The organism is Pseudosulfitobacter koreensis, assembly GCF_024733015.1.
Classification (GTDB): domain Bacteria; phylum Pseudomonadota; class Alphaproteobacteria; order Rhodobacterales; family Rhodobacteraceae; genus Pseudosulfitobacter; species Pseudosulfitobacter koreensis.
In genome coordinates, this window is the sequence record NZ_JANKJG010000005.1 from 22960 (window position 1) to 48718 (window position 25759).

The window sequence follows — 25759 nt, forward strand, 5'->3', positions numbered from 1 at the left end:
GCGCCGGGGGGGCTGGCCCCCCGGCACCGCCAGAGGATCAGACTTCCAGCCATTCCTTGCGCACGTCTTCGCGCGCTTTCAGCTCTTGCGGCGTGCCCTCGAAGACGACCTGGCCGTGCCCCATGACATAGACGCGGTGCGCGATATCCAGGGCGATGGACAGCTTCTGCTCGACCAGCAGCGTGGACACGCCGCGCTTGGCGATCTCCTGCAGAACCGTCGCGACCTTTTGCACCATTTGCGGGCTCAGGCCCTCGGTCGGCTCGTCGATCATCACCAGATCGGGGTCGCCCATCAGGGTGCGGCACATGGTCAGCATCTGCTGTTCGCCCCCGGACATCACCGAAGCCTCGACGTCCGCGCGTTCGCGCAGGTTCGAGAACATCTCGAACATGTCTTCCATCGCCCAGCGGCCTGCGCCGTCCTTCTGGCCCGGCTTCAGTCCCAGGATCAGGTTCTGCCGCGTGGTCAGCCCCGGAAAGATATCGCGGTTCTCGGGCACATAGCCGATCCCCAGGTTGGCCACCTCGAAGGCCTTCTTGCCCGCGATTTCCTGACCGCGGAACATGACCGACCCATGCGGCGTGACCTCGCCCATGATCGCCTTGCAGGTGGTGGACCGCCCCACCCCGTTGCGCCCCAGAAGGGCGACGATCTCGCCCTCCTGAATATTCAGGTTCACCCCTTGCAGGATGTGTGACTTGCCGTAATAGGCGTGCAGATCGTTGACTTCGAGCATCAGTGTTCTGCCTCCAGTGCAGCGCCAAGATAGGCTTCTTGAACCTTGGGATCGGCGCGCACGTCTTCGGGGCGCCCCGTGGCGATCAACTCGCCGTAGACCAGCACCGAAATCCGGTCGGCCAGGCCAAAGACCACGCCCATGTCGTGTTCGACCATGATCAGCGTCTTGCCTTCGGTCACGGTGCGGATCAGCTCGACGATATAGTCGGTTTCCGAATGGCTCATGCCGGCGGTTGGCTCGTCCAGCATGATCACATCGGCACCGCCCGCGATGGTGATGCCGATTTCCAACGCCCGTTGCTCAGCATAGGACAGCGTGCCCGCAGGCAGATCGCGCCGGTTCAGCAGGTTGATCTGATCCAGGATCTGTTCTGCCCCTTCGGTCAGATCGGGGCTGCGCCCGACCATCGACCAAAAGTTGTACTTGTAGCCCAGCGACCACAGCAGCGAACAGCGGACGTTCTCGAACACCGTCATCTTGGGAAAGATGTTGGTGATCTGGAAACTGCGGCTCAGGCCCATGCGGTTGATCTCGAAGGGGGCCTTGCCCGCCAGATTGTTGCCATGCAGCCGGACCTCGCCCGAGGTCTGGGGGAAACGTCCGGTGATCAGGTTGAACAGGGTGGATTTGCCCGCCCCGTTCGGACCGATGATCGCGTGGCGTTCGGCGTCGCCAACGGCCAGGTTGACGCCGCGAATGATCTCGGTTTTGCCGAAACTCTTGCGCAGGTCGATAAGTTCAAGTGCAGCGGTGGTCATGCAGCACCTCCTTGCGATGAAGAATTGGCTTGCGATGAAGCATTGGCTTTGGGTGCCGCGTTGGCCTCGGCCCATGCGGATTTCAGTGTCGGAAGCATCCGGCGCATGATGGCGAAGGCCACGACCGTGATCCCGATTGCGACAACCCAAGGCATTGCCGTGTGACTGTCGAACGTGGTCCAGAAGACGGTCATTTCCTCATCCCCGAAAGAAGCATGGCGGAAGTGGAATGTCATTTCCACCAGCGCGGCCAGCCCAAGGATACCGATCAGCGCAGGTATCAGCGTGATGATATACGGCACCACCAACTTTGACGCCTTGCCCATGCGGATGGCAGGCACGTGCATCATCAACAGCCCCGCCAATCCGCCCGGAAAGAACATCACCGTCGCAAGGAACAGCGTGCCGGCATAGAACGCCCACAGATCGGTTTGCAGCGACAGAACCGTCTGCAGCAGCGTGAAGGCAATCGCCCCGATGATCGGCCCGAAGAAAAAGCCGACGCCGCCCAGGAATGTGACCAGCAGGATGACGCCCGACGAGGCGGTGTTCAGGTTCTCTTCGGTCACGATTTCATAGTTGATGGCAAAGAGACCACCGGCGATGCCCGCGAAAAACCCGGAAAAGATGAAGCTGTAGTACCGAACCCAGCGCGACGAATATCCCAGGAATTCAGCGCGTTCGGGGTTGTCGCGCACCGCGTTCGCCATGCGCCCGATGGGGGTGCGCGAAAACAGGTACATCAACAGCGCCGACAGCATCAGCCAGAAGGCGATCAGGTAGTAGACTTCGATCTGTTGCAGGAATTCGACGCCAAAGAACGGCATACCATAGGTCCGGTCGCCCGAAACGCCCTCTTCCCCGCCGAAAAACGCCACGATGATGACAGAACATGCGGCGATCAGCTCGCCCACGCCCAGCGAGATCATCGCGAACACGGTGCCCGCACTGCGGGTCGAGAAACTGCCGATGATCATCGCCAGCCCCATGCCGAACAGCCCGCCGAAGATCGGCAGAACCGGCAGCGGCAGCATCGCAAAGAAGTCGGTGTTCGACATCACGTGCATGCAGGCAAAGCCGCCCACACCGGCATAGACCGCGTGGCCAAAGCTGAGCATTCCGCCCTGCCCCAGCAACATGTTGTAGGCCAGCGCAAAGATGATGGTGATCGCCATCTGGTTCATGATCGTGATCGCCGAATTGTCGGTGAACACGAAGGGCATCACCAGCAAGGCGAACGCGGCAATCACCCACGGCATCGCGGCAAAGGTCATCGACCCTGCGCGCATCCGCTGGGCGGGTTTGGCGGGATCGGTGGTGATCTGGTCTTCTCTCATTGGATTGTTCATGCGTCACGGTTCCCAAACAGGCCGTAGGGGCGGAAAATAAGGATCAGCACCATCAGGATATACGGAAGAATGTCGGCGATCTGCGGGCTGGTCACGGCCCAGATGTCGCGGAACATGTTGTCGTCCAGGTTCTCGGGTGTGGCAAAGCCGATGCCGTTCAGGATGTCTTCCATGCGGATGTTGTAGGATTTGGCAAAGGTGGTGATCCAGCCGATCAACAGGGATGCGACCAGCGCCCCCCAAAGCGAGCCGAGGCCGCCGATCACGATTGTGACGAACACGATGGACCCCAGAACGAATGCCATGCCGGGGAACGTGCCCAGCACCGGGCCCGCGATCACGCCTGCGACACCGGCCAGTGACGTGCCCACGCCGAAGACGCCCATGAAGATCAGCGGCACGTTGTGGCCCAATGCCTCGACGGTGCGCGGATAGCTCAGCGCGGCCTGGATGATCATGCCCACGCGCGTCTTGGTCAGCACGTAAAGCAGGCCGATGAAGATGGCGATCGAGATGAAGATCATGAACACCTTGTAGGCCGGGATCGAGTTGCCCGAGATGGCGAAGGCGGTAAAGTTCAGAACGTCCGGGATCTGATAGGGCATCTGGTTTCTGCCCCAGATGAACTGCACCAGTTCCTCGATCAGCAGCGCGAGCCCGAAGGTAAAGATCAGTTCCGGCACGTGGCCGTATTGGTGAACGCGGCGCAGGCCATAGCGTTCAACTCCGGCGCCAATGACACCGACGATCAGGGGCGCAAAGATCAAGCCCATCCAGAACCCCAGCGCAATGCTGATCTGGTAGGCGAAATAGGCACCCAACATGTAAAAGCTGGCATGGGCAAAGTTAAGCACGCCCATCATTGAGAAAATCAGTGTCAGACCGGCAGACAGCATGAACAACAGCAGTCCGGTCACCAGCCCGTCGATGAGATTGACGAGTACGAGGTCCATCCGGGGTCCCTCCGAGATAGGATGTGGAGATGTCAGTGAAACGGCCCGCCCCGCAAGATTGGCGGGACGGGCCGGCAAGACGACCTTACGGGCGCTGCATGTCACATGTGGTTGCGATGTCCGCAGATGCGTTCTCGACCGTGTACTGGATTTTCAGGCCGTAGCCCGAGTTGTCCATGTCGTAGGGCGCTTCCACCGGCTGGTGACCGTAGATGTGGATGTCCTGGATCAGCTGGTGATCTTCGGGACGCATGCGCATCTCGGCAGTGCTCCACAGGCTGTCTGTGAAGGTCATGCCTTCCAGCGCGTTGGCCACCTGCACGACGTCCGTGGCGGTGCCCGCTTCGTTGATCGCCTGCGCCAGCATCTGAATCACGTTGGTGATCCGCGTCTGGGACATGTTGCCATCGGGGTACTTGGCCTTGAACGCTTGCACGTACTCTTGGGTTTCGGCTTTCGGCGGCGGGTTGTCGTCGCCTTCCGCAATCAGATAGAGCGAGTCGACACCGCTTTCGCCAAAGGCGGCGGTGATGCCGTCTGCAGCTGCGTAGTAGGTGTAGATCGGACCTTCAAAGCCGTTTTCGAGGATCGACTTGCCCAGACCCAGCATGTCTGCGCCCCAGTTGCCGGTGATGACCGCATCCGCGCCCGAAGACACGATCTTGCGGGCATAAGGCGTGAAGTCCTTCACCTTGCCGATGGGGTGCAGCTCGTTGCCGACCACTTCGATGTCGGGGCGTTTTTCGGCCAGCATCGACACGGCGGCATCTGCCACGGCCTTACCGAACGAATAGTCCTGGCCGATGACGTAGACCTTCTTGATGTCCTGGTTCTCGGCCAGCATGTCGGTCAGGGCCGCCATCTTCATGTCGGCGTGCGGGTCGAAACGGAAGTGCCAGAAGTTGCATTTCTCGTTGGTCAGGGCGGGGTCCACGGCCGAATAGTTCAGGAACAGGACCTGGCTGTCGGGGTTGCGGCGGTTGTGCTTGTCGATGGCTTCGGTCAATGCGTTCGCCACGCCCGAGCTGTTGCCCTGAACGATATAGCGCGCGCCCTGGTCGATCGCGACCTGCAACTGGATCAGGGACTCTTTGGGGCTGACCTTGTTGTCGAACGGCAGAATTTCGAACATGTCGCCTTCGAGAACGCCGCCCTTGGCGTTGACGAGCGTTTCGGCTGCGAATTCGAATTGGTTAAGGCCGTTGATGCCGGTGGCTGCGAACCCGCCGCTGAGCGGATCAATAAAGGCAATTTTGACATTTTCGGCCATCACAGCAGCCGAGCTGACGGACAGCGCCAGCGCGGCACCGAGGCCGAGCTTGATAGATTTACGCATTGAGGTTCCTCCCTAGAACATATCCCGACATACAGTTGGATGTATTTGCTATGCGTCGGTATGGTAAAAGCCTCGCACACCGGTGGGATAAGTCAAGCGTTCGCCACGCATGTCGGCACAAGTTTGACCAGAGTCCGAACGGCTGTTTTTTGGTCGGTTGGTTGGGGGCGTGATGGCGCGTTGGGTGCCGTGTCTGAGCTGGATTAATTTAGTCTTATAAAGTGCTGTAATATTTGCAAAATATCTTATATCTAGACGCCTGAATTGCCCGTTTGACCTGCCTTGAAGCCAATGAAATCCGAAGGCGATCTGCTGAAAATTTCAGCCGTCAATTCTGGTCGTTTCGGCCAATATACGCACCTTTGCGTGATGGCCCGATCAAACTGACGCTGCGTCGTGAAACGGGCATTTCTTCCGCCCTGCAAAATTCAATTCCACTGAAAAACCTGATTCTTTGACCTATCGACCAAGCGTCGATCAGCCTCCGTTGCTCAGCTTGGTGGCCGCATCCACAAGCAGTCTTCCATAGGCGCGTTCCAGGTGTTTCTTCTTTACGTGGAACGACGGACCGCCGACGTTCAGCCCATAGACACCGCGCCCGCTCAGCGCGAAAACGGGCGCTGCGATGCCGTTCACATCGGGACGCCAATCGCCGTAACTGCAGCAATACCCAAGGCTTTCATACTCCGCCAGGGCCTGATCGAAGGCGGCTTTACGGTCGGCGTGGCCTTCGGGGTCCTTGACGCTGGCGCGCTCGAACATCAGCGCGCGGTCGTCGTCGTCCATGCCGACCAGCATCGCCCGTCCGATGGCCGAATGAAAGATCGGCAGCCGCGCGCCGACCTGCATGGTCAGCGATACGTTTTCCATCGACTTTTCGACCGCGATATAGACCGCGTCTGTCTTGTAGGCTTCGGCCAGCGCCACGGTGATATAGCTGTTCGGCCCATTCGACAGCGCGCGCATGGTGTCGCGCGCACGCTCGACGATGCCCATGGACGCCAGCACCGAGAACCCCAGTTGCAGCACCCCTGCCCCCAGCCGGTATGTCCCGGTGCGCGGGTCCGCCACCAGATACTCCAGCACGCACAAGGTATGGGTCAGCCGTGATACAGTCGGTTTCGGCAGACCCGTGCGCGCGGCAAAGTCCTGATTGGTCAGCGCGGTTTCGCCCTGCCGGAAGCAGCGCAGCAGATCCAGGCCCCGCGCCAGCGCCGTGATGAAATTGCGGTCCTTGTCCTCTGCAACATCACCGACCAAATCGGGATCGTTCATCCCTTCGCCTCCAGCGCCTGCAACCCGTGTTGGGCGAACAGCGGCACGTACTGTCCCATTTGCATCGCCCTTTCGGGGTTGGACGCGTTGCCATCCAGCGCCCGTTTCAGAACGCCCTGAATGATCGCCGTCATGCGGAAAAAGCAAAATCCCACATAAAAGCCGAAGTTGTCTATAGGGCCGATGCCACGCCGTTCGCAATATCTGGCGACAAACTCTTCATCCGTGGGCAATCCCAGCGCCGCGCGGTCGATGCCTGCCATCCCGCGCCCTTCCGGGGTTGCGGGCATCTGCCACTGCATGATGACGGCGGCCAGATCCGCATAGGGGTGCCCGATGGTGCTCAGCTCCCAGTCCAGAATGGCGAGACACTTGGTGCCGTCCTTTTCGAACATCATGTTGTCGATGCGGTAATCGCCGTGCACCAGCGTGCGCTGGCCGTCCTCCTCGGGGATCTGTTTTGACAGTGCGTCCATCAACTGGTCCATCGCAGGCACGGTTTCGGTCTCGGACGCGCGGTACTGTTTGGACCAGCGCCCGATCTGCCGCTCATAGTAGTTGCCGGGAGGGCCGAAATCCGACAGTCCCACCGCGTCGATGTCAACATCGTGCAGGGCGGCAAGGACCCGGTTCATGTCGTCCAGAACGGCGCTGCGGTCGGACTTGTCCAGCTCCTCGAGCGTGGGCTGGTTGAAATTGCGACCGTCGATGTGGTCCATGATGTAGAAATCTGACCCTATGATTGCAGGGTCTTCACACAGCAGATGCATCTTGGCCACGGGCACATCTGTATGTTCCAGCGCCGATTGCACGCGAAACTCGCGGTCGACCGCGTGTGCCGATTTCAGCAACTGGCCCGGCGGCTTGCGGCGCAGCACATAGTTGCGCGCAGGTGTCTTCAGCAGAAAGGTCGGGTTGGACTGCCCGCGCTGAAACTTGTCGGCCTCGATCGGGCCTTCGAAGCCCGGAAGATTGGCGCGCAGATAGGTCTCGACCGCAGCCAGGTCCAGCGTTTGTGTGTCTTTGCTCATCAGTTTGGCCCTTCAGCTATATGTCAGCAGTTCGTGCACGGTGTCGAAATGCGGCGTGGCGTTGAATTGGTGCACGAAATGGCGCGATCCCGAGAAAACGAACTTGGTAACGCCGGTGTTCTTGATCTGCAGGTTCAGCTCCATCATCATGCGTGCGGGCGCTTCCAGCGCTTGCGAAACCAGTTGTCCGATGACCCCGCCGGAGGACACGACCAGCACCCGTCGCGCACCGTCGCGGGTGGCGTGCTGCATCGCCGCCGCAGTGCGCTCGCAAAAGTCGCGGTAGCTTTCTGTGGCATCGGGCAAGCCACCCGCCTGCCATTCCAGCACCGTGTCGCGCAGCGTGCGAAAATGCGTCTTGCGGTCGCCGCGCACAACGTCCGGTATCTTGCCCTGATAGCGGGCCAGCAGCAGGTCGTGAAAGTCGTATTCGTTGAACCCTGCGTGTTCCTCGGGGGCCAGGCCGTAACCCATGGCGCTCAGCGTGTCGCGTTGCCGCTCAAGCGTGCCGGTCATCAGGCGGTCGGGCTCCCAGCCGGTGCTGCGCAGCCAGACGCCCACCGCTGCCGACTGGGCGTGCCCGGTCTCGCTCAGGCAGTCGTAGTTGTCAGCCCCGAACGAGGCCTGCCCGTGGCGGATCAGGTACAGTTCGGCCATCGCTCAGCGCCTCATTCCGAGAACTCTGCGGCCAGTCGTTTGCCTGCGGCGGCATATTCGCGCGCGATGCGGTCCACCACGGCCGCTGCGGGGCCCACGGATGTGACAGCGCCAATGCCCTGCCCCGCGCCCCAGATGGATTTCCACGCCTTTGGCTTGGACGACCCATCGCCAAAGTTCATCGACGAGGCATCGGCAGAGGGCAGATTGTTCGGGTCCATGCCCGCCGCCTCGATCGAGCCGCGCAGATAGTTGCCCGACACGCCGGTAAAGAGCGAGGAATAGACGATATCCTCGGCGCTGCTGTCCGCGATCATCTGCTTGTATTCGGCCTGGGCGTTGGCCTCGTCCGTCGCGATGAAGGCCGAGCCGACATAGCCCAGATCGGCCCCCATTGCGCGCGCGGCCAGCAAAGCCTCGCCCGTGGCAATCGAGCCCGAAAGCAGCAGCGGCCCGTTGAACCATTCGCGAATTTCGCGGATCAGCGCCAGCGGCGACTGCATGCCCGCGTGGCCGCCCGCACCGGCAGCAACGGCCACCAGACCATCGGCGCCCTTGCTGATCGCCTTCTTGGCAAATGTGTTGTTGATCACGTCATGCAGCACGATGCCGCCGCAGGAATGCGCCGCCTCGTTGACCTCTTCGCGTGCCCCCAGCGAGGTGATCCAGATCGGCACCTTGTGACGCGCGCAGATCTCCAGATCGCGCTCAAGCCGCGCGTTCGAGCGGTGCACGATCTGGTTGACCGCAAAGGGGGCTGCCGGGCTGTCGGGATTGGCCTGGTTGTGACGGTCCAGTTCCTCGCTGATCTGGGTCAGCCAGGTGTCCAGCAGCGGATGCTCGCCCTCTGCCTCGCGCGCGTTCAGCGCCGGAAAGCTGCCGATGACACCGGCCTTGCACTGGGCGATGACCAGTTCGGGGACGGAAATGATGAACAAAGGCGATGCCACCATGGGCACGCGCAGCCCTTGCAGGGCCTTTGGAAGATGGCTGTCGTCACGGGGCATCGGGTCATGTCTTTCGGTTTGAGAACCGGGCGGGCTGTGCGCCCACCCGGTCGTTGTGATGGTGTAGCGGCCCGCAGAGCCGCCGCGTTTGTTAGAGAACCTCAAAGAGGCCCGCCGCACCCATGCCGCCGCCGACACACATGGTGCAGACCACGTATTTCGCGCCGCGACGTTTGCCTTCGATCAGCGCGTGGCCGACCATGCGCGCGCCCGACATGCCATAGGGGTGACCGATGGAAATCGCACCGCCATCGACGTTCAAAAGCTCGTCGGGGATGCCCAGCTTATCGCGCGAGGCGATGACTTGGCAGGCGAATGCCTCGTTCAGCTCCCAAAGGCCGATGTCCTCGATCTTCAGGCCGTGCGCTTCCAGCAGTTTCGGCACGGCATAGATCGGGCCGATGCCCATCTCGTCGGGCTCGCAGCCTGCGGCCATCACACCCACGTAGCGGCCCAGGGGCTGCAGGCCGCGACGTTCGGCCTCCTTGGCCTCCATCACCACTGCGGCGGAGGCACCATCGGACAGCTGCGAGGCGTTGCCTGCGGTGATGAACTTGCCCTCGGCCAGGTGGATGCCGTCCTTGAACACGGGCTTGAGGCCCGCGAGGCTTTCGGCGGTGGTGCCGGGGCGGTTGCCCTCGTCTTTTTCCAAAGTGACTTCGTGCTTGGAAATCTCCTTGGTTTCCTTGTCCTGCACCATCATCGTGGTGGTCATCGCGACGATTTCATCGTCAAAGCGACCTGCTTGCTGCGCAAGGTGGGTCAGTTCCTGGCTGCGCGCGGAATACTCGTCCTGCTCTTCGCGGCTCACGTTGTATCGCTCGGCGACGTTCTCGGCCGTCTCGAGCATGGTCATGTAGATCTCGGGCTTGTGTTCTTTCAGCCATGGATCGGCGCTGACGCGCATCTCGGGTGTCTGCACCATCGAGATGCTGTCGACGCCGCCGCCGATGACGATGTCCATGCCGTCGGTGATGACCTGCTTGGCCGCCGTGGCAATCGCCATCATGCCGGAGGCGCACTGGCGGTCCAGCGACATGCCGGCTACGGTGACGGGCAGGCCCGCGCGGATCGCCGCCTGGCGGGCAATGTTGCCGGCCTGGTGGCCCTGCTGCAGCGCCGAGCCAAAGACGCAGTCGGCGATTTCGCCGCCGTCGAGGCCCGCGCGTTTCACGGCGTTCTCGATGGCATGGGCGGCAAGCGCCTGCGGCGTGGTGGCGTTGAACGCGCCGCGATAGGCCTTGCCGATCGGGGTGCGGGCGGTGGATACGATTACTGCGTCACGCATGGGTTGGGTTCCTTGTCTGAGGTAGGGGAATTTCGGGGCTCTGCCCCGGACCCCGGGATACTTGGGGCCAAAAGAAAGCTACCAGTCGAGTTTGATGCTCTTCGCCTTGGCGGCGGAGAGCGCGAATTTGCGGGTTTGCCCGAAAGCGTCGTTCAGTTCTTCCTGGCCCTCGGGGGCCGAGATCTGCGCCCATTGGGCGGCGACCGCTTCGGGGGTGATGTCGCCCTCGATCAGCGCACCGGGGGTCTCGTAGACGCGGGTGAGCGCGAAATGCCCTGCGCCGGCGCCGAGGATCTTGCGGCTGGGGCCGTCCTCGGAGACCAGATAGAGAACACCGGGCGTGATGGTTTCGGGCTTGAGCAATTCCAGCGCCTCGGGCGGCATCAGGTTTTCGGTCATGCGGGTCGCCGCGGTGGGTGCCAGGGTGTTGACGCGGATGTTGTCGCGCGCGCCTTCCAGGTGCAGCACGTTCATCAGGCCCATGACACCGGCCTTGGCCGCGCCATAGTTCGATTGGCCGAAGTTGCCGTAGAGCCCCGAGGCCGAGGTTGTGACCACGATGCGCCCGTATTGCGCGGCGCGCATGTGCGGCCAGACCGCGTGGCAGCAGTTGGCGGTGCCGATCAGGTGCACGTCGACGACCTTGCGAAAATCATCCATCGACATCTTGCCGAAGGTCTTGTCGCGCAGGATGCCCGCGTTGTTGATCAGGATGTCGATGCGGCCCCATTTTTCCATGGTCTTGGCGACCATGTCGTTGACCTGGTCCGCGTTCGACACGTCGGCACCATGCGCGATGGCTTCGCCGCCCATGGCCTCGATCTCGGCCACGACCTTTTGTGCGGCGTCCGAGCCGGTGCTGGCGCCATCGGTGCTGGCCCCCAGATCGTTGACCACGACCTTGGCGCCGCGTTCGGCCAGACCCAGTGCGTGGCAGCGGCCGAGGCCCACGCCCGCGCCTGTCACGATTGCGACGCGATCATCAAAACGGATCATGGCTCAGCCCTCCAGCGCTGCGCGGAAAAGATTTGGGCCGGACATCACCTGGATACCACCCGACACCGGCAGGATCGCACCGGTGATATAGCTGCCGCCGCGACCGCACAGGAACTGTACGCAGCCTGCGATGTCTTCGTCGCGACCGACACGGCCCAGCGGCACATCCTCGCCGACCTTGCCGCGCGTCGTTTTGTCGGCGGTGGCAAAGGCGGTCATGCGGCTGACGAAGGGCCCCGGTGCCAGCGCGTTGACCGTGACGTGGTGCGACGCCAGTTCCTTGGCCATGATGCGGGTGATCTGGTGCACCGCAGCCTTGGACGCGGCATAGCTGTAGGCGCCGTCGCCCAAGGGTGCGTCGCCCATGACCGAGCCGACGTTGACCACACGTGCGGGATCGTTGGCATCCGACGATGCGATCAGCAGCGGCAGCAGCGATTGCGTCAGGCTGAACATGCCCGCGTTGTTGACGTTCATCACCTTCGACCAGGCATCGAAGGGAAACTCGCCCATCTTCGCGCCCCAAGTGATGCCTGCGTTGTTCATCAGGATGTGCAATTTGTCGGTGCGCTCGTGTACCGCCTTGGCCAGAGCCTCGACGCCTTCTGCGGTGCCGACATCGCCCGCAAACCCCTCGACGCTGCCGGGGGCATCCATCTGGTTCAGCTCTTCGGCGACGGCCAGGCACGCGTCAGCCTTGCGTGAGGCGATCAGCACATGCGCGCCCGCCTGCATCAGGCCGGTGGTCGCCATGCGGCCGATGCCGGTGGCCCCGCCAGTGACGAGCGCGATCTTGCCCTTCAACGAAAACAGATCATTCGGTGTCATAGTTCATCCTTTACCTTAAAAGCCACGCGCGGCGGCGACCTTGGCCGCGTGATAGCCATAGTCGCCCAGCCATTCGGTGGCGACGCGGGCGCGTTTCATGAAAAAGCCCATGTCGAAATCATCGGTCATGCCGATACCGCCGTGCATTTGCACGCCTTCGATCACCGCCAGCTTGGCAGTCTGGGTCGCGCGCGCTTTGGCCAGCGATACGGCAAGCGTTGCGTTGGCGGGGTCTTCGTCCAGCATCCGGCCTGCGTGGCGCACCGCCGAAAGCGTGATTTCCGTTTCAGACCATAGATGTGCGGCGCGATGTTGAAGTGCCTGAAAGCGGCCGATCTCGACGCCGAACTGCTTGCGTTCCTTGAGATAGCCCACCGTCATGGCAAAGGCACCTGCGCTGAGGCCCAGCATCTCTGCCGAAAGGGCTGCTTGACCGGCCTCAAGCGCGGGTTTCAGCACCGTCATTGCATCATCGACCGCGCCCAGCACGTCGTCGCCGGTGGCCTGCACGTTGTCGAACTGCACGGTCGCCGCGTCGCGGGCATCGACCATATTCTGCGCCGTGCGGGTGATCCCTTCGCGGTCTGCGGGCAGATCGAAGAGTGTCAGGCCAGCGTCCGTTTTGGCCAGCACCAGCAGGCGGTCGGCATTGCCGCCATCGACCACGAAGCCCTTGGTGCCGGTCAGTCGAAAGCCGTTGCCATCGGCACGCGCCGCAAGCTCTACCCCCTCGGGGTCGTGTTTGCGGCCCTCATCCACCGCCAGCCCATAGATCGCATCACCCGCAGCAATCGCACTCAGCGCATCCCGTGCCCGGTCCGTCGCCACCTGCCGCAGCGCCGTCGCGGCGATCACGGCGGTCGAGATGAACGGCGATGTCACCAGCGTCTTGCCCAGCTCGCCCGCCAGGACGCATGCTGCTGCGTGGCCCATGTCGGAGCCACCTGCCTCTTCGGGAACCAGCACGCCGGTCCATCCCATCTGCGCCATTTCGGCCCAGAGCTTCGCATCATGGGTCTGGCCTGCATCACGCAGCTTGCGCAGATGCGACACCGGGGCCGCCCCGTCCAGAAAGCCGCGCGCGGCGTCCTGCAACATGGTTTCGTCTTCGGTCAACAACAGGGTACTCATGCGGGCAATCCCAATACGCGGCGTGATATGATCGACAGCATCACCTCGGATGTGCCGCCTTCGATCGAGTTGGCCTTGGTCCGCAGCCAGTCCGAGGCCAAGCCCTCATGCTTGCCGTCCCACGTCAGGGCGTCTGCGCCCCCGGCGGACATCATCAGCTCGTGTCGGCGCTTGTTCAACTCGGTGCCTGCGTATTTCAGCATGGCCGAGGCATCGCCGACGCCACCGCCGCTTTCCGCCTGGTCCTTGTACCGTTCCAGCGTCAGGGCCACGGCCAGCGCGTCGATCTCGCAGCCCATCGCTTCGGCGCGCAGCACCGGATCGCTCAGCCCGCCCTCTTGAGCGTTCAGAACCGCCCCGAGGGCACGCCCGCCCAGCAGGCCCTGCCCACCGCCCGAGATCATCTCGCGCTCGTGGGTCAGCAGGTGTTTGGCCACGTCCCAGCCGCGGTTTTCGGTGCCGACCACATTGGCCTTGGGCACGCGCACATCGTCAAAGAAGGTCTCGCAGAACGGTGACTTGCCCGAGATCAGGCGGATCGGCTTGGTGCTCACGCCGGGCGTGTCCATGTCGATCAGCAGAAAGGTTATGCCCAGATGTTTCGGCGCGTCGCGGTCGGTGCGCACCAGTGCAAAGATGCAGTCGGCCTTGTCGGCATATGAGGTCCAGATCTTCTGACCGTTGACGATGTAATCATCGCCGTCGCTCTCCGCCCTGGTCTGGACGCTTGCCAGATCGGACCCCGCGCCCGGCTCGGAATAGCCCTGACACCAGCGCACTTTGCCACGCGCGATCGGCGGCAGATATTGCAGTTTCTGTTCATGCGTGCCGAACGCCAGAAGTGCCGGCCCCAGCATCCAGATGCCGAAGCTTTGCAGCGGAACGCGCGCGCCGATCTTGCGCATCTCGTCCAGCAGAACCTTGTGATGGGCGCGGTCCAGCCCTGCGCCGCCATATTCCACGGGCCACGTGGGCACGGTCCAGCCCTTGGCCGCCATGCGGTCCAGCCACAGTTTCTGTGCGTCGCTGGTGAATGTCCAGTTGCGACCGCCCCAGACGATTGCATCTTCGCCCGACGCGCCGTCGCGCATCTCTTTGGGGCAGTTCTCGTCAAGCCACGTCCTGACTTCCGACCGGAATGTCTCCGTTGCGTCCTCGCTCATGCTCATCCTCCCCGATGCAGCAGTGCCGTTACGTTCCGCAATGCAAAATTGCATTTCGCAATTGCGCTGGCAAGGTGTCGCAGGCAGGATCGCCCATGACAAGACGCCGTGGCCAGTCGTGCCGTTGCGTCACGGATACTGGAGGGGAACCCGTTATGAAAGCAATGTTGAGCACCGCCGTGGGCGGACCAGAGAGCCTGGAATGGACAGAGATCGCCGACCCCAAGCCCGGCAAGGGCGAGGTGCGGATCGCCGTCAAGGCGGCTGGCGTGAACTTTCCCGACACGCTGATCATCCGCGATCTTTACCAGATGAAACCCGAACGCCCCTTTGCCCCCGGCGGCGAAGTGTCGGGCGTGATCGAGGAGTTGGGCGAAGGCGTGACCGACTATGCCGTGGGCGACAAGGTGATCGCGATGACCGGCTTTGGCGGCTTTGCCACGCAGCTGTGCGCGCCTGCGGCGTCCTGCCTGAAGATGCCCGACGACATGCCGTTCGAAGATGCGGCCTGCCTGGTGCTGACCTATGGCACCTCGCACCATGCGCTGAAGGACCGCGCGCATATCCAGGCGGGCGAGACCCTGTTGATTCTGGGCGCTGCCGGCGGTGTCGGTGTCGCCGCGATCGAACTGGGCAAGGCTGCGGGTGCGCGCGTGATCGCTGCCGTGTCGTCCGAGGAAAAGGCGCAGTTCTGCCGCGAGGTCGGTGCCGATGATACGCTGGTCTACACCCGCGACATGGACAAGGACGCGCAGCGTGCCTTTTCGCAACAGATCAAGGATCTGGTCGGTCCCGGCGGTGTGAACGTGGCCTATGATGCCGTCGGCGGCAACTACGCCGAGCCTGTCATTCGCGCGATGGCCTGGGCTGGTCGGTTCCTGGTCGTGGGCTTTCCCGCGGGCATCCCCAAGATCCCGCTGAACCTGACGCTGCTCAAATCCTGCCAGATCGTCGGTGTGTTCTGGGGCGCGTCCACACGGCAAGACCCCAAGGGACACCTTGAGAACATGCAGGAGCTGTTTGCGCTTTACGCCGAGGGCAAGATCAAGCCGCGCATCGACGCCGTGTTTCCGCTGCAGGACGCAGGCAAGGCGCTGGAATACATTCAGGACCGCAAGGTGCAGGGCAAGGTCGTGCTGAAGGTCGAGTGACCTCTGAAATCAGAGGCCCTCAAGATGCGAAATATCGTTGAACCCGCGAATGGTCATGCGGTCGCCCTGGATCACAAGGCGGCTGATCGAGCCATTCGCGGCGCCGAGGAACGCAAATGGCTCGGAGCGCGCGGCCACGGCCAGTGCGGCTCCGATCACGCCGCCGTGCACGAAGACGGCAACCTGTTCATCAATGTGGGCGGCGGCGATCTCCAGCAGACCGCGCTTGACGCGCTCAAAGAACACGTCGCGGCGTTCGGCATTGGGGATCAGGCCCCAGTCCTGCGCCTCCATCGCGCGGCGATAGACTGGATCGCCCGCCGCCGCCTTGATCCGGTAAAGCCCGCCGTCCCAGTCGCCCAAGTGGACCTCGTGCAGGTCGGGATTCTGCTGCGGCGTCAGGCCCAGATGTTTGGCCAATGGCGCTGCCGTCTGCTGGGTGCGCGTCAACTTCGTCACGTAAATATTTGTGATCGCGTTGTTTTTCAAACGCTCCCCCACACGCTCGGCCTGCTTGTGCCCTTGGGGGTGCAGATGCGGATCGCCGTGCCCGTCCACTTGGGCAAAGCTGATGCCCTCGCGCGCAGGTTCGCTTTCGCCGTGCCGGACCAGCAACAAGTCGGTGGCACCCTTGGGCGGCGCATAGACGGGCTGGCGAAATTCCTGGGACATGAGAGACCTTTCCATTTTTACGCTAGATAACAAGGAACGCTGACAATGAACAACCGACAGATCGTCGTCCAGACGCTGCCCGACGGCACGCTGACCGAAGACAACTTTGAGCTGCAACAGGTGGACATGCCAAAAGCAGGCGACGGCGAGGTGCTGTTGAAAACCATCCTGATGTCGATTGATGCCGCCAACCGGTCTTGGATGCAGGGCGCGACCTACCGCGATGCGGTCAAGGCGGGCGATGTCATGGCGACCTATTCGATCTGCGAAGTGGTCGAGAGCAATTCGCCGCGTGTGGCTGTCGGTGACATCGTCGCCGCCGAAGCGGTCTGGGCCGACTACGTGGTGCGGCCCGCGCACAAGGTGCAGAAGCTGCCGAAGGTGGATCAGCTCAGCCACCTGATCAGCGTCTTCGGTATCGCGGGCAAGACGGCCTTTCACGGGCTGGTCAGCGTCGGCAAGCCGATGGCCGGTGAAACCATCGTGGTTTCTGCGGCTGCAGGGTCAGTCGGCGGGTTCGTCGGCCAGATCGGCAAGGCGCTGGGGTGCCGTGTCGTGGGCATCGCGGGGGGGCCTGAGAAATGCAAATGGGTGGTGGACGAGCTGGGCTTTGACGCCTGCGTCGACTACCGCGAGGCGGGCCTGTTCAAGGCGTTGCGCGCCGAATGCCCCGACGGGATCGACGTCTATTTCGACAACGTCGGCGGCACCGTTCTGGAAACCGTGCTGGCGCTGATGAACGAAAAGGGCCGCATTGCCTGCTGCGGCGCGATCAGCCAATACGACACCAAGAACCCCTCGGGCCCGCGCAACCTGCCCGGTCTGGTCGTGGTCAAACGGCTGCGCATGGAAGGGTTCATCGTGATGGATTTCGCCGATGACGACGCCAAGGCGATCCGCGCCCTGCAGACCTGGGTGCGCAGCGGCCAGATCAAGGTGACCGAGGACGTGGTCGAGGGGCTGGAAAATGCCCCCAAGGCGCTGATCGGGCTGCTGGCAGGCGACAACAAGGGCAAACGGATGGTGCGCGTGGCCACCGATCCGTCGTGATGAAACAGCATTAAAGGGAGAGAAGACTATGACACCAATCGAAACAGAAGTGGCCCGCCTGCAGGGGCTGATCGGGCAGGAAGTGGGCGTCGCCAACTGGATCACCGTCGATCAGGCGATGATCGACCAGTTCGCCGACACCACGCAGGACCAGCAGTGGATTCACGTCGACCCGGAACGCGCGGCCCGCGAAACGCCTTTTGGCGGGTCCATCGCGCACGGGTTCCTGACGCTCAGCCTGGCCAGCCGCTTTGCCTATGACTGCTTTGCGATGGCGGACGGTCAGGTGATGGGCATCAACTATGGCTTTAACAAGCTGCGGTTCCTCAACCCGGTCAAGGCGGGCGCGCGCGTGCGTGGGCGGTTCGTGATCAACTCGGTCAAGCAACGCAACGCAACGGACATGCTGCGCGAAACCGGCCTGACCATCGAGATCGAAGGCCAGGAAACCCCTGCCCTGATCGCGGAATGGCTGGGTCTGGCGGTCTTTGGACCCGCCGAGTAACCGCGGACCGATCAACGCAGGCACCGCACCACGCTGGACAGAACGGGTGCGGTGCGGCTAACTATGCGTTGAATTTACAAGAGTATTGATATGACGTCGATTCTTGTCCTTAACGGACCGAACCTGAATTTGCTTGGCCAACGCCAGCCCGAAGTCTACGGGCGCACGACATTGCAAGATGTCGAGGATATGTGCGTGGCCTCGGGCAAGGACGCGGGCCTCGACGTCATCTGCATGCAGTCCAACCACGAGGGCGTTATGATCGACGCCATCCATGCCGCCAAGGGCACCCATGGCGGTATCGTGCTGAATGCCGGTGCCTATACCCACACCTCCATCGCGTTGCGCGATGCCATCGCGTCGGTCGAATTGCCGGTGGTCGAGGTGCATCTGTCGAACATCCACGCCCGCGAGGCATTTCGCCATCACAGCCACATAGCGCCCGTCGCCCTGGGACAGATCGCAGGCTTTGGCCCGCAAGGGTACGATCTGGCGATACAGGTGCTGGCAAAACATCTGGAGCCGAAGACATGAGCCATGACGTGCGCACCTATCTTCACGGACTTTCCAATTGCCAGACGATGGAAGAACTGTGGGACGCACACACGGACAAGATGGCAAGCTATGGCTTTGACCGGCTGATCTATGGCTTTACCCGCTACCGCTATGGCAACAACCTGGGCGACCCCGAGGATTTCATCATCCTGACCAACCACGATCCGTCCTATACCGACGTCTTCATGGGCGAACAGCACTACGTGCACGCGCCGATGGTCAGCTGGGCGCTGAACAACGAAGGCGCCGGCAGTTGGCGCATGCTGAGCCAGATGGTCGAGACCCAGACCCTGACCCCCGCCGAGGCGCGGGTGATGGAGTTCAACAAGAAGATGGGCGTGACGGCGGGCTATACCATCAGCTTCAAATCGGTCTCTGCCCGCTCGAAGGGCGCGATTGCCCTGACCGCACGCGCGGGCATGTCCCAGGACGAGATCGACGCGGTCTGGGAAGAGCACGGGCGCGACATTCACCTGATGAACAACGTGGCCCACCTCAAGATCCTGACCCTGCCCTATTCCGGGCCCAACCGTGGCCTGACCAAACGCCAGCGCGAGGCGCTGGAATGGGTCGGTGACGGCAAGACGATGCAGGACATCGCGGTGCTGATGGGGCTGACATCGGCCACCGTCGAAAAGCACCTGCGACTGGCCCGCGAGGCGCTGGCGGTCGAGACCACGGCGCAGGCGGTGCTCAAGGCGGCCTTCGCAAACCAGATGTTCATTCTGGAAGTCTGACGCAAGCGTTTCCCGTAGAGGGCTGCGCGTAAACTTCGGTTAACGTGGTAATTTACGTAAAACTACTGACCGGTTTCGCGTCAGAAAACGCTTAGTTCCAAGCAGCCATTTGCAATAACCTAACCATAGGTAAGGATTACCTGACTTTAAGACAGGTGCGTTAGTAGACAGTATTCAGGTGTTCCGTGAGTGGTGGCTTAAGGCCATTGGAGCAGCGGAAGGTAACCCCCGCGATATCGGGGCTCTGCCGACCGACCGGACTATCCGGACCCCGGTCCCGGAGGCGTATATTCAGTCTTCGGGATCGGACCTCACCCAAAGGATCGCGTCTCATCCCCGTGATAAGATCCCGAGGGACAGTTGAACGGAGCCACTCATGCCCGTGTGGCTCCGTTCTTTGATCTCAGATCATGATATCAGCTGTACCATTTGCCGTATTTGACGGTGATCGCATCGCCAACGGCCTCGGCAAAGGCTTCCGGGTCCTGGGTGCCATCGTCACGGCCCCGGTAGTGATAGGGATAGACATGCGTCGGCATGAACTCCAGCGCGGCATCGGCTGCGGCCTGGGCGTCCATGGTGAAGGGCAGGTTCATGCAGATGAACGCAAGGTCGATGTCGCTGAGCGCACGCATCTCACGGGTGCCTTCGGTGTCGCCCGAGATATAGGTGCGGAACCCGTCGATGGTCAGCACATAGCCGTTGTCGCGTCCTTCGGGGTGAAAGTTCTTGCGCTCTTCCGTGGTATTGTAGGCTGGGATCGCGCTGATCGCGACCTCGCCTGCCATCGCGTCTTCGCCGTTGGCGAGAACGGTGGCGCGCGCCGCCAGATCCTCTGGCAGCATGGCGGCCACCGCAGGGTTCACGATCAGGATGGTGTTTTCCTGCATCAGGGCGGCAAGCGTTTCGGCATTGTAGTGATCGCCGTGCTCATGCGTGACAAGGATCAGATCGGCGGGCGGGAAATCGGAATACATCGCCGGATCGCCGATGGGATCGTTATAGATCGTGCCCGCGGGCGTGGTCATCACGAAGGTCGCGTGATCGAGGGGGAACACTTCGATCTGGCCGTTGTCGGTGGCGAATGTATCGCCTGCATGGGCGGCGGCACGGGCCGCATAGGGCAGGAATGTAATGGCGGCGGCGCTGGTGGCCAGAAAGGTTCTGCGCGGTATCATGGAAAATGTCCCTTGTTGGTTTGTATGGCAGGTCAACTAGCCCGATCATGCCCGCCGCCCAGACCGCAGGCAGTCAACATTCCCGTGAACGAGATGCGTTTGACCGTCATCACCCCCGTCAGGAGGGAAAAACCCCGCCATCAATGTCAGGCGGGGTTCCGTCACCCGGTCAGTCAATCACGAACTGGTCGCCGTTGATCCTGCAGATATCGACGTCGAACTCCTCGAAGGTGTCACCGTCCGAGAACACGTACATGACATCCCACATGCAGCCGTAACCGTCGGTGTCGAGCGTGACGACCAGTTCCTGCCCGGTTCGGATCTGACCTGTCAGGATGTTCTCGCCCCAATTGCTCTCGTTTGAGGGGCCGGCGTACACTTCGGTGATCGTATAACCGGTCTTGTTGACCAGATCGAAGCCCGCTGCATCTGCCATGAATGGCAGGGTGAAGAGTGCCGCAGTCAGTGCCGCGACGTTCGAATATTTCATAGGTGTCTCTTTTCAAAGATAGGGTTCGGATCGTTTGCAGAGCAAGGCGGCTGATCCCCGGCCGTCTCGTCATCGTATCAGCCGGACATCAGTTTTCAGTCAGCAGACAGCTGAAACGATTGTCAGATTCTGGCTTTCTGGCAAGTGGTCTTGTCGCTTTCATAACCAAATTCTAGGTAGAATTGCAGAGACTTCTAGTGCTCCGGGAATGGCTGACCGCAAGCCTTCGTGTTTTTCAAAAGATCGCATCTTTTCGAAAAGGTACACGCGCGGCATATTGCACGAAGCCGCATCAGACAGGCCAAACGCAAACAGGGCACCCCGGATGGGATGCCCTGCATGTTGTCCTGCCGACCTTGTGAAAGGTCTCGAAATCAGCTTTTGCCGACCTTGGCCACTTCGGCGGCAAAGTCTTCCTTGACCACTTCGATGCCTTCGCCCACTTCCAGGCGCACGAAACCGGTGATCGTCGCACCCGCTTCTTTCGCGGCATCGGCCACGGTCAGGTCGGGGTTCACGACGAACTGCTGGTTCAGCAGCGTCACTTCCGACATGTATTTCTTCATCCGGCCCACGATCATCTTTTCGATGACCGCATCGGGCTTGCCGCTTTCGCGGGCAATGTCGATCTGAACCTGTTTTTCCTTCTCGACCACGGACGGGTCAAGATCATCTTCGCTCAGCGAGGCGGGGTTCACAGCCGCGATGTGCATCGCTACCTGCTTGCCGAATGCGTCGTCGCCGCCGGTCATCGCGACCAGAACGCCGATCTTGCCCATGCCGGGGGCCGCTGCGTTGTGCACATAGGACACGACGGTTTCGCCGCTGATCGACTGCATGCGGCGAACCGACATGTTTTCGCCGATGGTCGCTACCTTGTCGGTCACGATCTCGGCCACTGTCTTGCCACCCATCGGGGCCGCGTTCAGCGCGTCGACGTTGTCCACGGTGACCGCGACATCGGCGATGCCCGAAACCATGTTCTGGAAATCGGAGTTCTTGCCGACAAAGTCGGTTTCCGAGTTCACTTCGACCGCGATGCCCTTGTTGCCGTCAACCTTGACCGCGACCAGACCTTCGGCGGCCGTGCGGCCTGATTTCTTGGCCGCCTTGGCCAGACCTTTGGTGCGCAGCCAATCCTGTGCCGCTTCCATGTCGCCGTCGTTTTCGGTCAGTGCCTTCTTGGCGTCCATCATGCCTGCGCCGGTGCTTTCGCGCAGTTCCTTGACCATAGATGCTGTAATTGCCATCTGCAGGGTCTCCTCAGATATATTGCGGGTCGGCGGGGTTGCCCCCGCCGTTTCATATCAAAGCCGTGTAACAGCCTTAGCTGTCGGCTTTGGCTTTTGTCTCTTTGGTGCTTTCGAGGTCGTAGGGCGCATCTTTCGCCATCGCATCGTTGTGCGCAGTCTCGTCCGAGACGTTGCCGGTTTCAACACCTGTGGATTCAGCCACGGCTTCTTCCTGGGGCGCTTCTTCCATCGCACCGATGTCGACGCCTGCCGCACCCAGCTGGGCGCTCATGCCGTCGAGGGCCGCGCGCGCTGCCAGATCGCAATAGAGCGAGATGGCGCGGGCCGCGTCGTCGTTGCCCGGAATGATATAGTCGATGCCATCGGGCGAGCAGTTGGTGTCGACAATTGCGACAACCGGGATGCCCAGCTTGTTGGCTTCGGCGACGGCCAGCGATTCTTTCTTGACGTCGATCACAAAGATCAGGTCGGGACGGCCGCCCATTTCACGGATACCGCCCAGCGACGCTTCCAGTTTGAACTGGTCGCGTTCCATGCCCAGACGCTCTTTCTTGGTGAAGCCTTCGAAACCCAGTTCCGACTGTTCGTCGATGGATTTCAGGCGCTGGATCGACTTGGACACGGTCTGCCAGTTGGTCAGCGTGCCGCCCAGCCAGCGGTGGTTCATGTAATACTGTGCGCATTTCTCTGCGGCGTCCGCGATCGGCTGTGCTGCCTGACGCTTGGTGCCGACGAACAGAACGCTGCCGCCTTTGGCGACGGTGTCACGGATGACTTGCAGCGCCTGGTCCAGCATTGGAACAGTCTGCGTCAGGTCCATGATGTGGATGCCATTGCGTGCGCCGTAGATATACGGGCCCATGCGGGGGTTCCAGCGCTGTGTCTGGTGACCAAAGTGTACGCCTGCTTCCAGCAGCTGGCGCATGGAGAACTCGGGAAGAGCCATGTCTTATTCCTTTTCCGGTTTTCGCCTTGGCGGGGTATCAGTGCATATGCACCAACCGGCGGACATCCGGGGATTTCTCCCCCGAAGGCCCAATCCCCACCTGCGGATTGAAGTGTCGCGCGTATAGGCCGGTTTCGGTCGCTGCGCAAGAGTGGTTTGGCACAGATGTGCCCTGCCCCCCCTGTCAGCCAGCCACCGCCAGCGCATGCGCGCCACGCACGGTCTCTTCGGCAGCGGCAGCCAGCGCCTTGCGGTCGGCAAAATCGGAGACCTTCAGGGGGGCATGGTAGACCACCTCGACACGACCCTGGCGCGGTGCCGCCAGAGTGCTCAGCAGATGCGAGGCGAATTCCATGTCACCCCACCAGCCGTAAAACCGCGCATCGGCCTTGTCGGGCGCATGGTAGGTCACCGTCACCGGTTGCACCTTTAGCGTACCTCGCAACTCTGGCGCGAAAAAAGCCTGAAACAGGGTGGGCTTGAACGGCAGGACGCGCAGCCCGTCGGTGCTGGTGCCTTCAGGAAAGAACAGCAGCTTGTGACCGGCCAGCAAGCGGTCCTGAAACGTCTGCGTCTGTTCGGCAGCCCGGCGCGGATCGCGCACCACGAAGACGGTGCCGGTCGCGCGCGCCAGCCAACCGATGCCGGGCCAGCTTGCCACTTCGGATTTCGACACGAAATAGATGCGTTTGGAGGCGTTCAGCACGAAGATATCCAGCCATGACGCGTGGTTGGCGACAATCGCTCCCTGCCCGGTCATCGGTGATCCCTTCACATGCAGCGGCAGCCCCAACAACCGCAGCGCGCCCTTGCACACGGCGACCGTGATGAACGGCGTCACCGGACGGTGCAGCCCGCAAAAGGGACGTTCGACCAGCCGCACCAGCAGCAAGAGCGCCAGCCCGCCAAACACCAGCGTGCCGACACAAAGCCCGCGAAGAACCACGCGCAGCCAATCCCCCGGACCAAAACGGCGCGGCGGCGGCACGTCCGCGTCATCCCAGGTGACGCTCATGCGCCTGCCCTTGGGGTATAGATCCGGCTTTGACGGGGGTTCATCTGGGCGGTGTCCATCACCAGGCACACATCCGTGGTGTTGAATGTCCGGTCGATCCAGGCCCCCTCGCCGACCACGCCGCCAAGACGCAGATAGGCCTTGATCAGCGCGGGCACCTGCAACATCGCGGCACGGCGGTCCAGCAGGCTCTCGGGGATCAGGTCCATGGTCTGAAACGACGCGGCACGGGCCCGGACGCGCAGGTCGGGCGGTGCCAGATGGCGCTGATGCAGCAGCGACAGCGGCGGTGCCAGTGCGGCGATATCGGTGCCATGAAAGCTGGCCACACCGAACAGAATGTCGATCCGATGCTCGGCCACATAGGCCGCCAGCGCCGACCACAGGTGATGCATCGCCATACCGCCGCGATAGTCGGGATGCAGGCAGGACCGCCCCAGCTCAAGCAGGTTGCGCCCTGAGCGGTGCAGCACCGAAAGGTCGTATTCGTCCTCGGAATAGAACTGCCCTGCCGCGCGCGCCTGATCGCCGCGCAGCATGCGGTAGACGCCGACGACCTGGCCAGATGTCTCGTCGTGCAGCAGCAGATGGTCGAAAAACGGATCGTAGCGGTCCCGTTCAAGCCCCGCGTCGTGATCGACCAACGTGCCACCGCCACCCAGTTCGCGCACGAAGACATCATAGCGCAACCGCTGCGCCGCCATCAAATCGGAGGCATCACGCGCCATCGACACCCGGAATTGCGGAACGGTCTGGGGAACGGGGCGGGTCATGGGCATTGCGGTCAGTCTATCCCTCGGTGCGGTGCTATGCTTGTGGCGAAACCTATAGCAAAACCGCAAGGACGGATATCTGTTAACGTTTCAGAAAGGATCATGAGCCATCAAAGACCGGAATCAAAGCGACGCGGGCGCTGTCGATGACGACCTTGCCCTGCTCGCGGAAGTTGACAGTGACCCGCCTGGCGATGTTGCTTTGAACCTGACCCACGCCCCAGTCCGGGCAATCGGGGTGGCGCACCAACATACCAGGAGCCAGTATGGCGTTGAGATCTTCCATCTGTCACCCCTTACAGGAGGTCGCCCGTGGGCACCAGTAACGTAAATCTGGCGGCACTTGTCGGCAGCCGCATCTGTCACGACCTGATATCCCCCATCGGTGCGATCAACAATGGGCTAGAGCTGCTTGAGATGACCGGCAGCGACGACGGACCGGAAATGCAGCTGATCACGCAGTCGGTCGGCAGTGCGGCGGCGCGTATCCGGTTCTTTCGCATCGCCTATGGGGCGGCGGGCGATCACAGCATGGGCCGGGCCGAGATTGTCGCGGTGCTGGGGGATATGATGAACGGCGGGCGGCTTGATGTGGTCTGGCAGCCTGCCGATCCGCAGCCACGCAACGCGGTGCGCATGGCGTTTCTGGCGATACAGTGTCTGGAAACCGCGATGCCCTATGGTGGCCTGATCGAGGTGGCCTGCGACCGCAGGCACTGGACCGTGCGCGGACGCGGCGAAAAGCTGAACGTATCTGCGCCCCTGTGGGACACGCTGGAAACCGCGCTGCCGCCGCCCGATATCCAGCCTGCGCATGTGCAGTTCGCACTGCTGCCCGCCATCGTCGCGGACGCAGGGCGCAAGCTGGCGGTCAGGCGTGAAGACCAGACCATGACCATCACCTTCTGACCACCTGACTG

28 protein-coding genes are annotated in these 25759 nt (G+C 62.0%); 6 read left to right on the forward strand and 22 right to left on the reverse strand.

Annotation, left to right across the window (positions count from 1 at the left end; all coding sequences use genetic code 11):
• Window positions 1–37: 37 nt before the first annotated feature.
• The 14 genes from NTA49_RS08380 to NTA49_RS08445 all read right to left on the reverse strand — a co-directional run bounded on the left by NTA49_RS08380 (window position 38) and on the right by NTA49_RS08445 (window position 14514).
• Window positions 38–742, reverse strand: a complete 705-nt coding sequence (locus NTA49_RS08380) for an ABC transporter ATP-binding protein (RefSeq protein WP_332844284.1) — start codon at window positions 740–742, stop codon at window positions 38–40.
• Complete coding sequence (locus NTA49_RS08385; RefSeq protein WP_258294259.1) at window positions 739–1500, reverse strand: ABC transporter ATP-binding protein; 762 nt, start codon at window positions 1498–1500, stop codon at window positions 739–741. The genes NTA49_RS08380 and NTA49_RS08385 overlap by 4 nt, the downstream gene beginning before the upstream one ends.
• A complete protein-coding gene (locus NTA49_RS08390) occupies window positions 1497–2849 on the reverse strand; it encodes a branched-chain amino acid ABC transporter permease (RefSeq protein WP_258294260.1) in 1353 nt (450 codons plus the stop codon). The genes NTA49_RS08385 and NTA49_RS08390 overlap by 4 nt, the downstream gene beginning before the upstream one ends.
• Window positions 2846–3802 carry a branched-chain amino acid ABC transporter permease gene (locus NTA49_RS08395; RefSeq protein ID WP_258294261.1) on the reverse strand — a complete coding sequence of 319 codons (957 nt, stop codon included), beginning with the start codon at window positions 3800–3802 and terminating at the stop codon, window positions 2846–2848. The genes NTA49_RS08390 and NTA49_RS08395 overlap by 4 nt, the downstream gene beginning before the upstream one ends.
• A gap of 85 nt (window positions 3803–3887) precedes the next feature.
• Entirely contained in the window at window positions 3888–5138 is a 1251-nt protein-coding gene (locus tag NTA49_RS08400) for a branched-chain amino acid ABC transporter substrate-binding protein (protein ID WP_258294262.1), read from the reverse strand.
• Between the two features lie 477 nt (window positions 5139–5615).
• Window positions 5616–6413: an IclR family transcriptional regulator gene (locus tag NTA49_RS08405; RefSeq protein ID WP_258294263.1), complete on the reverse strand. Its 798-nt coding sequence runs from the start codon at window positions 6411–6413 to the stop codon at window positions 5616–5618.
• A complete protein-coding gene (locus NTA49_RS08410; RefSeq protein WP_258294264.1) occupies window positions 6410–7444 on the reverse strand; it encodes a phosphotransferase family protein in 1035 nt (344 codons plus the stop codon). Before NTA49_RS08410 ends, NTA49_RS08405 begins: the two co-directional genes overlap by 4 nt.
• A gap of 12 nt (window positions 7445–7456) precedes the next feature.
• A complete protein-coding gene (locus NTA49_RS08415; RefSeq protein ID WP_258294265.1) occupies window positions 7457–8101 on the reverse strand; it encodes a histidine phosphatase family protein in 645 nt (214 codons plus the stop codon).
• Window positions 8102–8112: 11 nt separating this feature from the next.
• Window positions 8113–9108: an NAD(P)H-dependent flavin oxidoreductase gene (locus NTA49_RS08420; protein ID WP_258294266.1), complete on the reverse strand. Its 996-nt coding sequence runs from the start codon at window positions 9106–9108 to the stop codon at window positions 8113–8115.
• Window positions 9109–9199: 91 nt separating this feature from the next.
• Complete coding sequence (locus NTA49_RS08425) at window positions 9200–10396, reverse strand: acetyl-CoA C-acyltransferase (RefSeq protein ID WP_258294267.1); 1197 nt, start codon at window positions 10394–10396, stop codon at window positions 9200–9202.
• A 78-nt stretch (window positions 10397–10474) separates the two neighbouring features.
• Entirely contained in the window at window positions 10475–11392 is a 918-nt protein-coding gene (locus NTA49_RS08430) for an SDR family NAD(P)-dependent oxidoreductase (RefSeq protein ID WP_258294268.1), read from the reverse strand.
• 3 nt (window positions 11393–11395) lie between these two features.
• Window positions 11396–12220 (reverse strand): SDR family NAD(P)-dependent oxidoreductase, encoded by an 825-nt coding sequence (locus NTA49_RS08435; RefSeq protein WP_258294269.1) that lies wholly within the window; start codon window positions 12218–12220, stop codon window positions 11396–11398.
• 15 nt (window positions 12221–12235) lie between these two features.
• Window positions 12236–13351: an acyl-CoA dehydrogenase family protein gene (locus NTA49_RS08440; RefSeq protein WP_258294270.1), complete on the reverse strand. Its 1116-nt coding sequence runs from the start codon at window positions 13349–13351 to the stop codon at window positions 12236–12238.
• Window positions 13348–14514: an acyl-CoA dehydrogenase family protein gene (locus NTA49_RS08445; protein WP_258294271.1), complete on the reverse strand. Its 1167-nt coding sequence runs from the start codon at window positions 14512–14514 to the stop codon at window positions 13348–13350. The genes NTA49_RS08440 and NTA49_RS08445 overlap by 4 nt, the downstream gene beginning before the upstream one ends.
• Window positions 14515–14669: 155 nt before the next feature.
• Between NTA49_RS08445 and NTA49_RS08450 the strand changes: the two genes are divergently transcribed.
• On the forward strand, window positions 14670–15665 hold the full coding sequence (locus tag NTA49_RS08450) for an NADPH:quinone oxidoreductase family protein (RefSeq protein ID WP_258294272.1): 996 nt from the start codon (window positions 14670–14672) through the stop codon (window positions 15663–15665).
• Window positions 15666–15674: 9 nt separating this feature from the next.
• Here the strand turns inward: NTA49_RS08450 and NTA49_RS08455 are convergent, their stop codons facing one another.
• Window positions 15675–16337: a histidine phosphatase family protein gene (locus NTA49_RS08455; protein ID WP_258294273.1), complete on the reverse strand. Its 663-nt coding sequence runs from the start codon at window positions 16335–16337 to the stop codon at window positions 15675–15677.
• 45 nt (window positions 16338–16382) lie between these two features.
• On the opposite strand from NTA49_RS08455, the gene NTA49_RS08460 reads away from it, so the two are divergent.
• From NTA49_RS08460 to NTA49_RS08475, 4 genes are all read left to right on the forward strand, one after another.
• A complete protein-coding gene (locus NTA49_RS08460) occupies window positions 16383–17387 on the forward strand; it encodes an NADP-dependent oxidoreductase (protein WP_258294274.1) in 1005 nt (334 codons plus the stop codon).
• Between the two features lie 28 nt (window positions 17388–17415).
• Window positions 17416–17892: a MaoC family dehydratase gene (locus NTA49_RS08465; protein ID WP_258294275.1), complete on the forward strand. Its 477-nt coding sequence runs from the start codon at window positions 17416–17418 to the stop codon at window positions 17890–17892.
• A gap of 90 nt (window positions 17893–17982) precedes the next feature.
• Window positions 17983–18426 carry a type II 3-dehydroquinate dehydratase gene (gene aroQ, locus NTA49_RS08470; RefSeq protein ID WP_258294276.1) on the forward strand — a complete coding sequence of 148 codons (444 nt, stop codon included), beginning with the start codon at window positions 17983–17985 and terminating at the stop codon, window positions 18424–18426.
• Window positions 18423–19184 carry a LuxR family transcriptional regulator gene (locus tag NTA49_RS08475; RefSeq protein ID WP_258294277.1) on the forward strand — a complete coding sequence of 254 codons (762 nt, stop codon included), beginning with the start codon at window positions 18423–18425 and terminating at the stop codon, window positions 19182–19184. Before aroQ ends, NTA49_RS08475 begins: the two co-directional genes overlap by 4 nt.
• A gap of 416 nt (window positions 19185–19600) precedes the next feature.
• Here the strand turns inward: NTA49_RS08475 and NTA49_RS08480 are convergent, their stop codons facing one another.
• From NTA49_RS08480 to NTA49_RS08510, 7 genes are all read right to left on the reverse strand, one after another.
• A complete protein-coding gene (locus tag NTA49_RS08480; RefSeq protein WP_258294278.1) occupies window positions 19601–20362 on the reverse strand; it encodes an MBL fold metallo-hydrolase in 762 nt (253 codons plus the stop codon).
• A 169-nt stretch (window positions 20363–20531) separates the two neighbouring features.
• Window positions 20532–20852 carry a hypothetical protein gene (locus NTA49_RS08485; protein WP_258294279.1) on the reverse strand — a complete coding sequence of 107 codons (321 nt, stop codon included), beginning with the start codon at window positions 20850–20852 and terminating at the stop codon, window positions 20532–20534.
• A gap of 374 nt (window positions 20853–21226) precedes the next feature.
• Window positions 21227–22102, reverse strand: coding sequence for a translation elongation factor Ts (gene tsf, locus NTA49_RS08490; protein WP_258294281.1), 876 nt, complete (start codon window positions 22100–22102; stop codon window positions 21227–21229).
• Between the two features lie 76 nt (window positions 22103–22178).
• Window positions 22179–23051, reverse strand: coding sequence for a 30S ribosomal protein S2 (gene rpsB / locus NTA49_RS08495; RefSeq protein ID WP_258294282.1), 873 nt, complete (start codon window positions 23049–23051; stop codon window positions 22179–22181).
• A gap of 184 nt (window positions 23052–23235) precedes the next feature.
• A complete protein-coding gene (locus tag NTA49_RS08500; protein ID WP_258294283.1) occupies window positions 23236–24066 on the reverse strand; it encodes a lysophospholipid acyltransferase family protein in 831 nt (276 codons plus the stop codon).
• Window positions 24063–24839: a GNAT family N-acetyltransferase gene (locus NTA49_RS08505; protein WP_258294284.1), complete on the reverse strand. Its 777-nt coding sequence runs from the start codon at window positions 24837–24839 to the stop codon at window positions 24063–24065. The genes NTA49_RS08500 and NTA49_RS08505 overlap by 4 nt, the downstream gene beginning before the upstream one ends.
• A gap of 100 nt (window positions 24840–24939) precedes the next feature.
• The gene (locus NTA49_RS08510) at window positions 24940–25125 is read right to left on the reverse strand and encodes a DUF3553 domain-containing protein (RefSeq protein ID WP_258294285.1); all 186 of its coding nucleotides are present in this window, start codon (window positions 25123–25125) and stop codon (window positions 24940–24942) included.
• A 26-nt stretch (window positions 25126–25151) separates the two neighbouring features.
• Between NTA49_RS08510 and NTA49_RS08515 the strand changes: the two genes are divergently transcribed.
• Window positions 25152–25748 carry a histidine phosphotransferase family protein gene (locus tag NTA49_RS08515; RefSeq protein WP_258294286.1) on the forward strand — a complete coding sequence of 199 codons (597 nt, stop codon included), beginning with the start codon at window positions 25152–25154 and terminating at the stop codon, window positions 25746–25748.
• Window positions 25749–25759 lie beyond the last annotated feature (11 nt).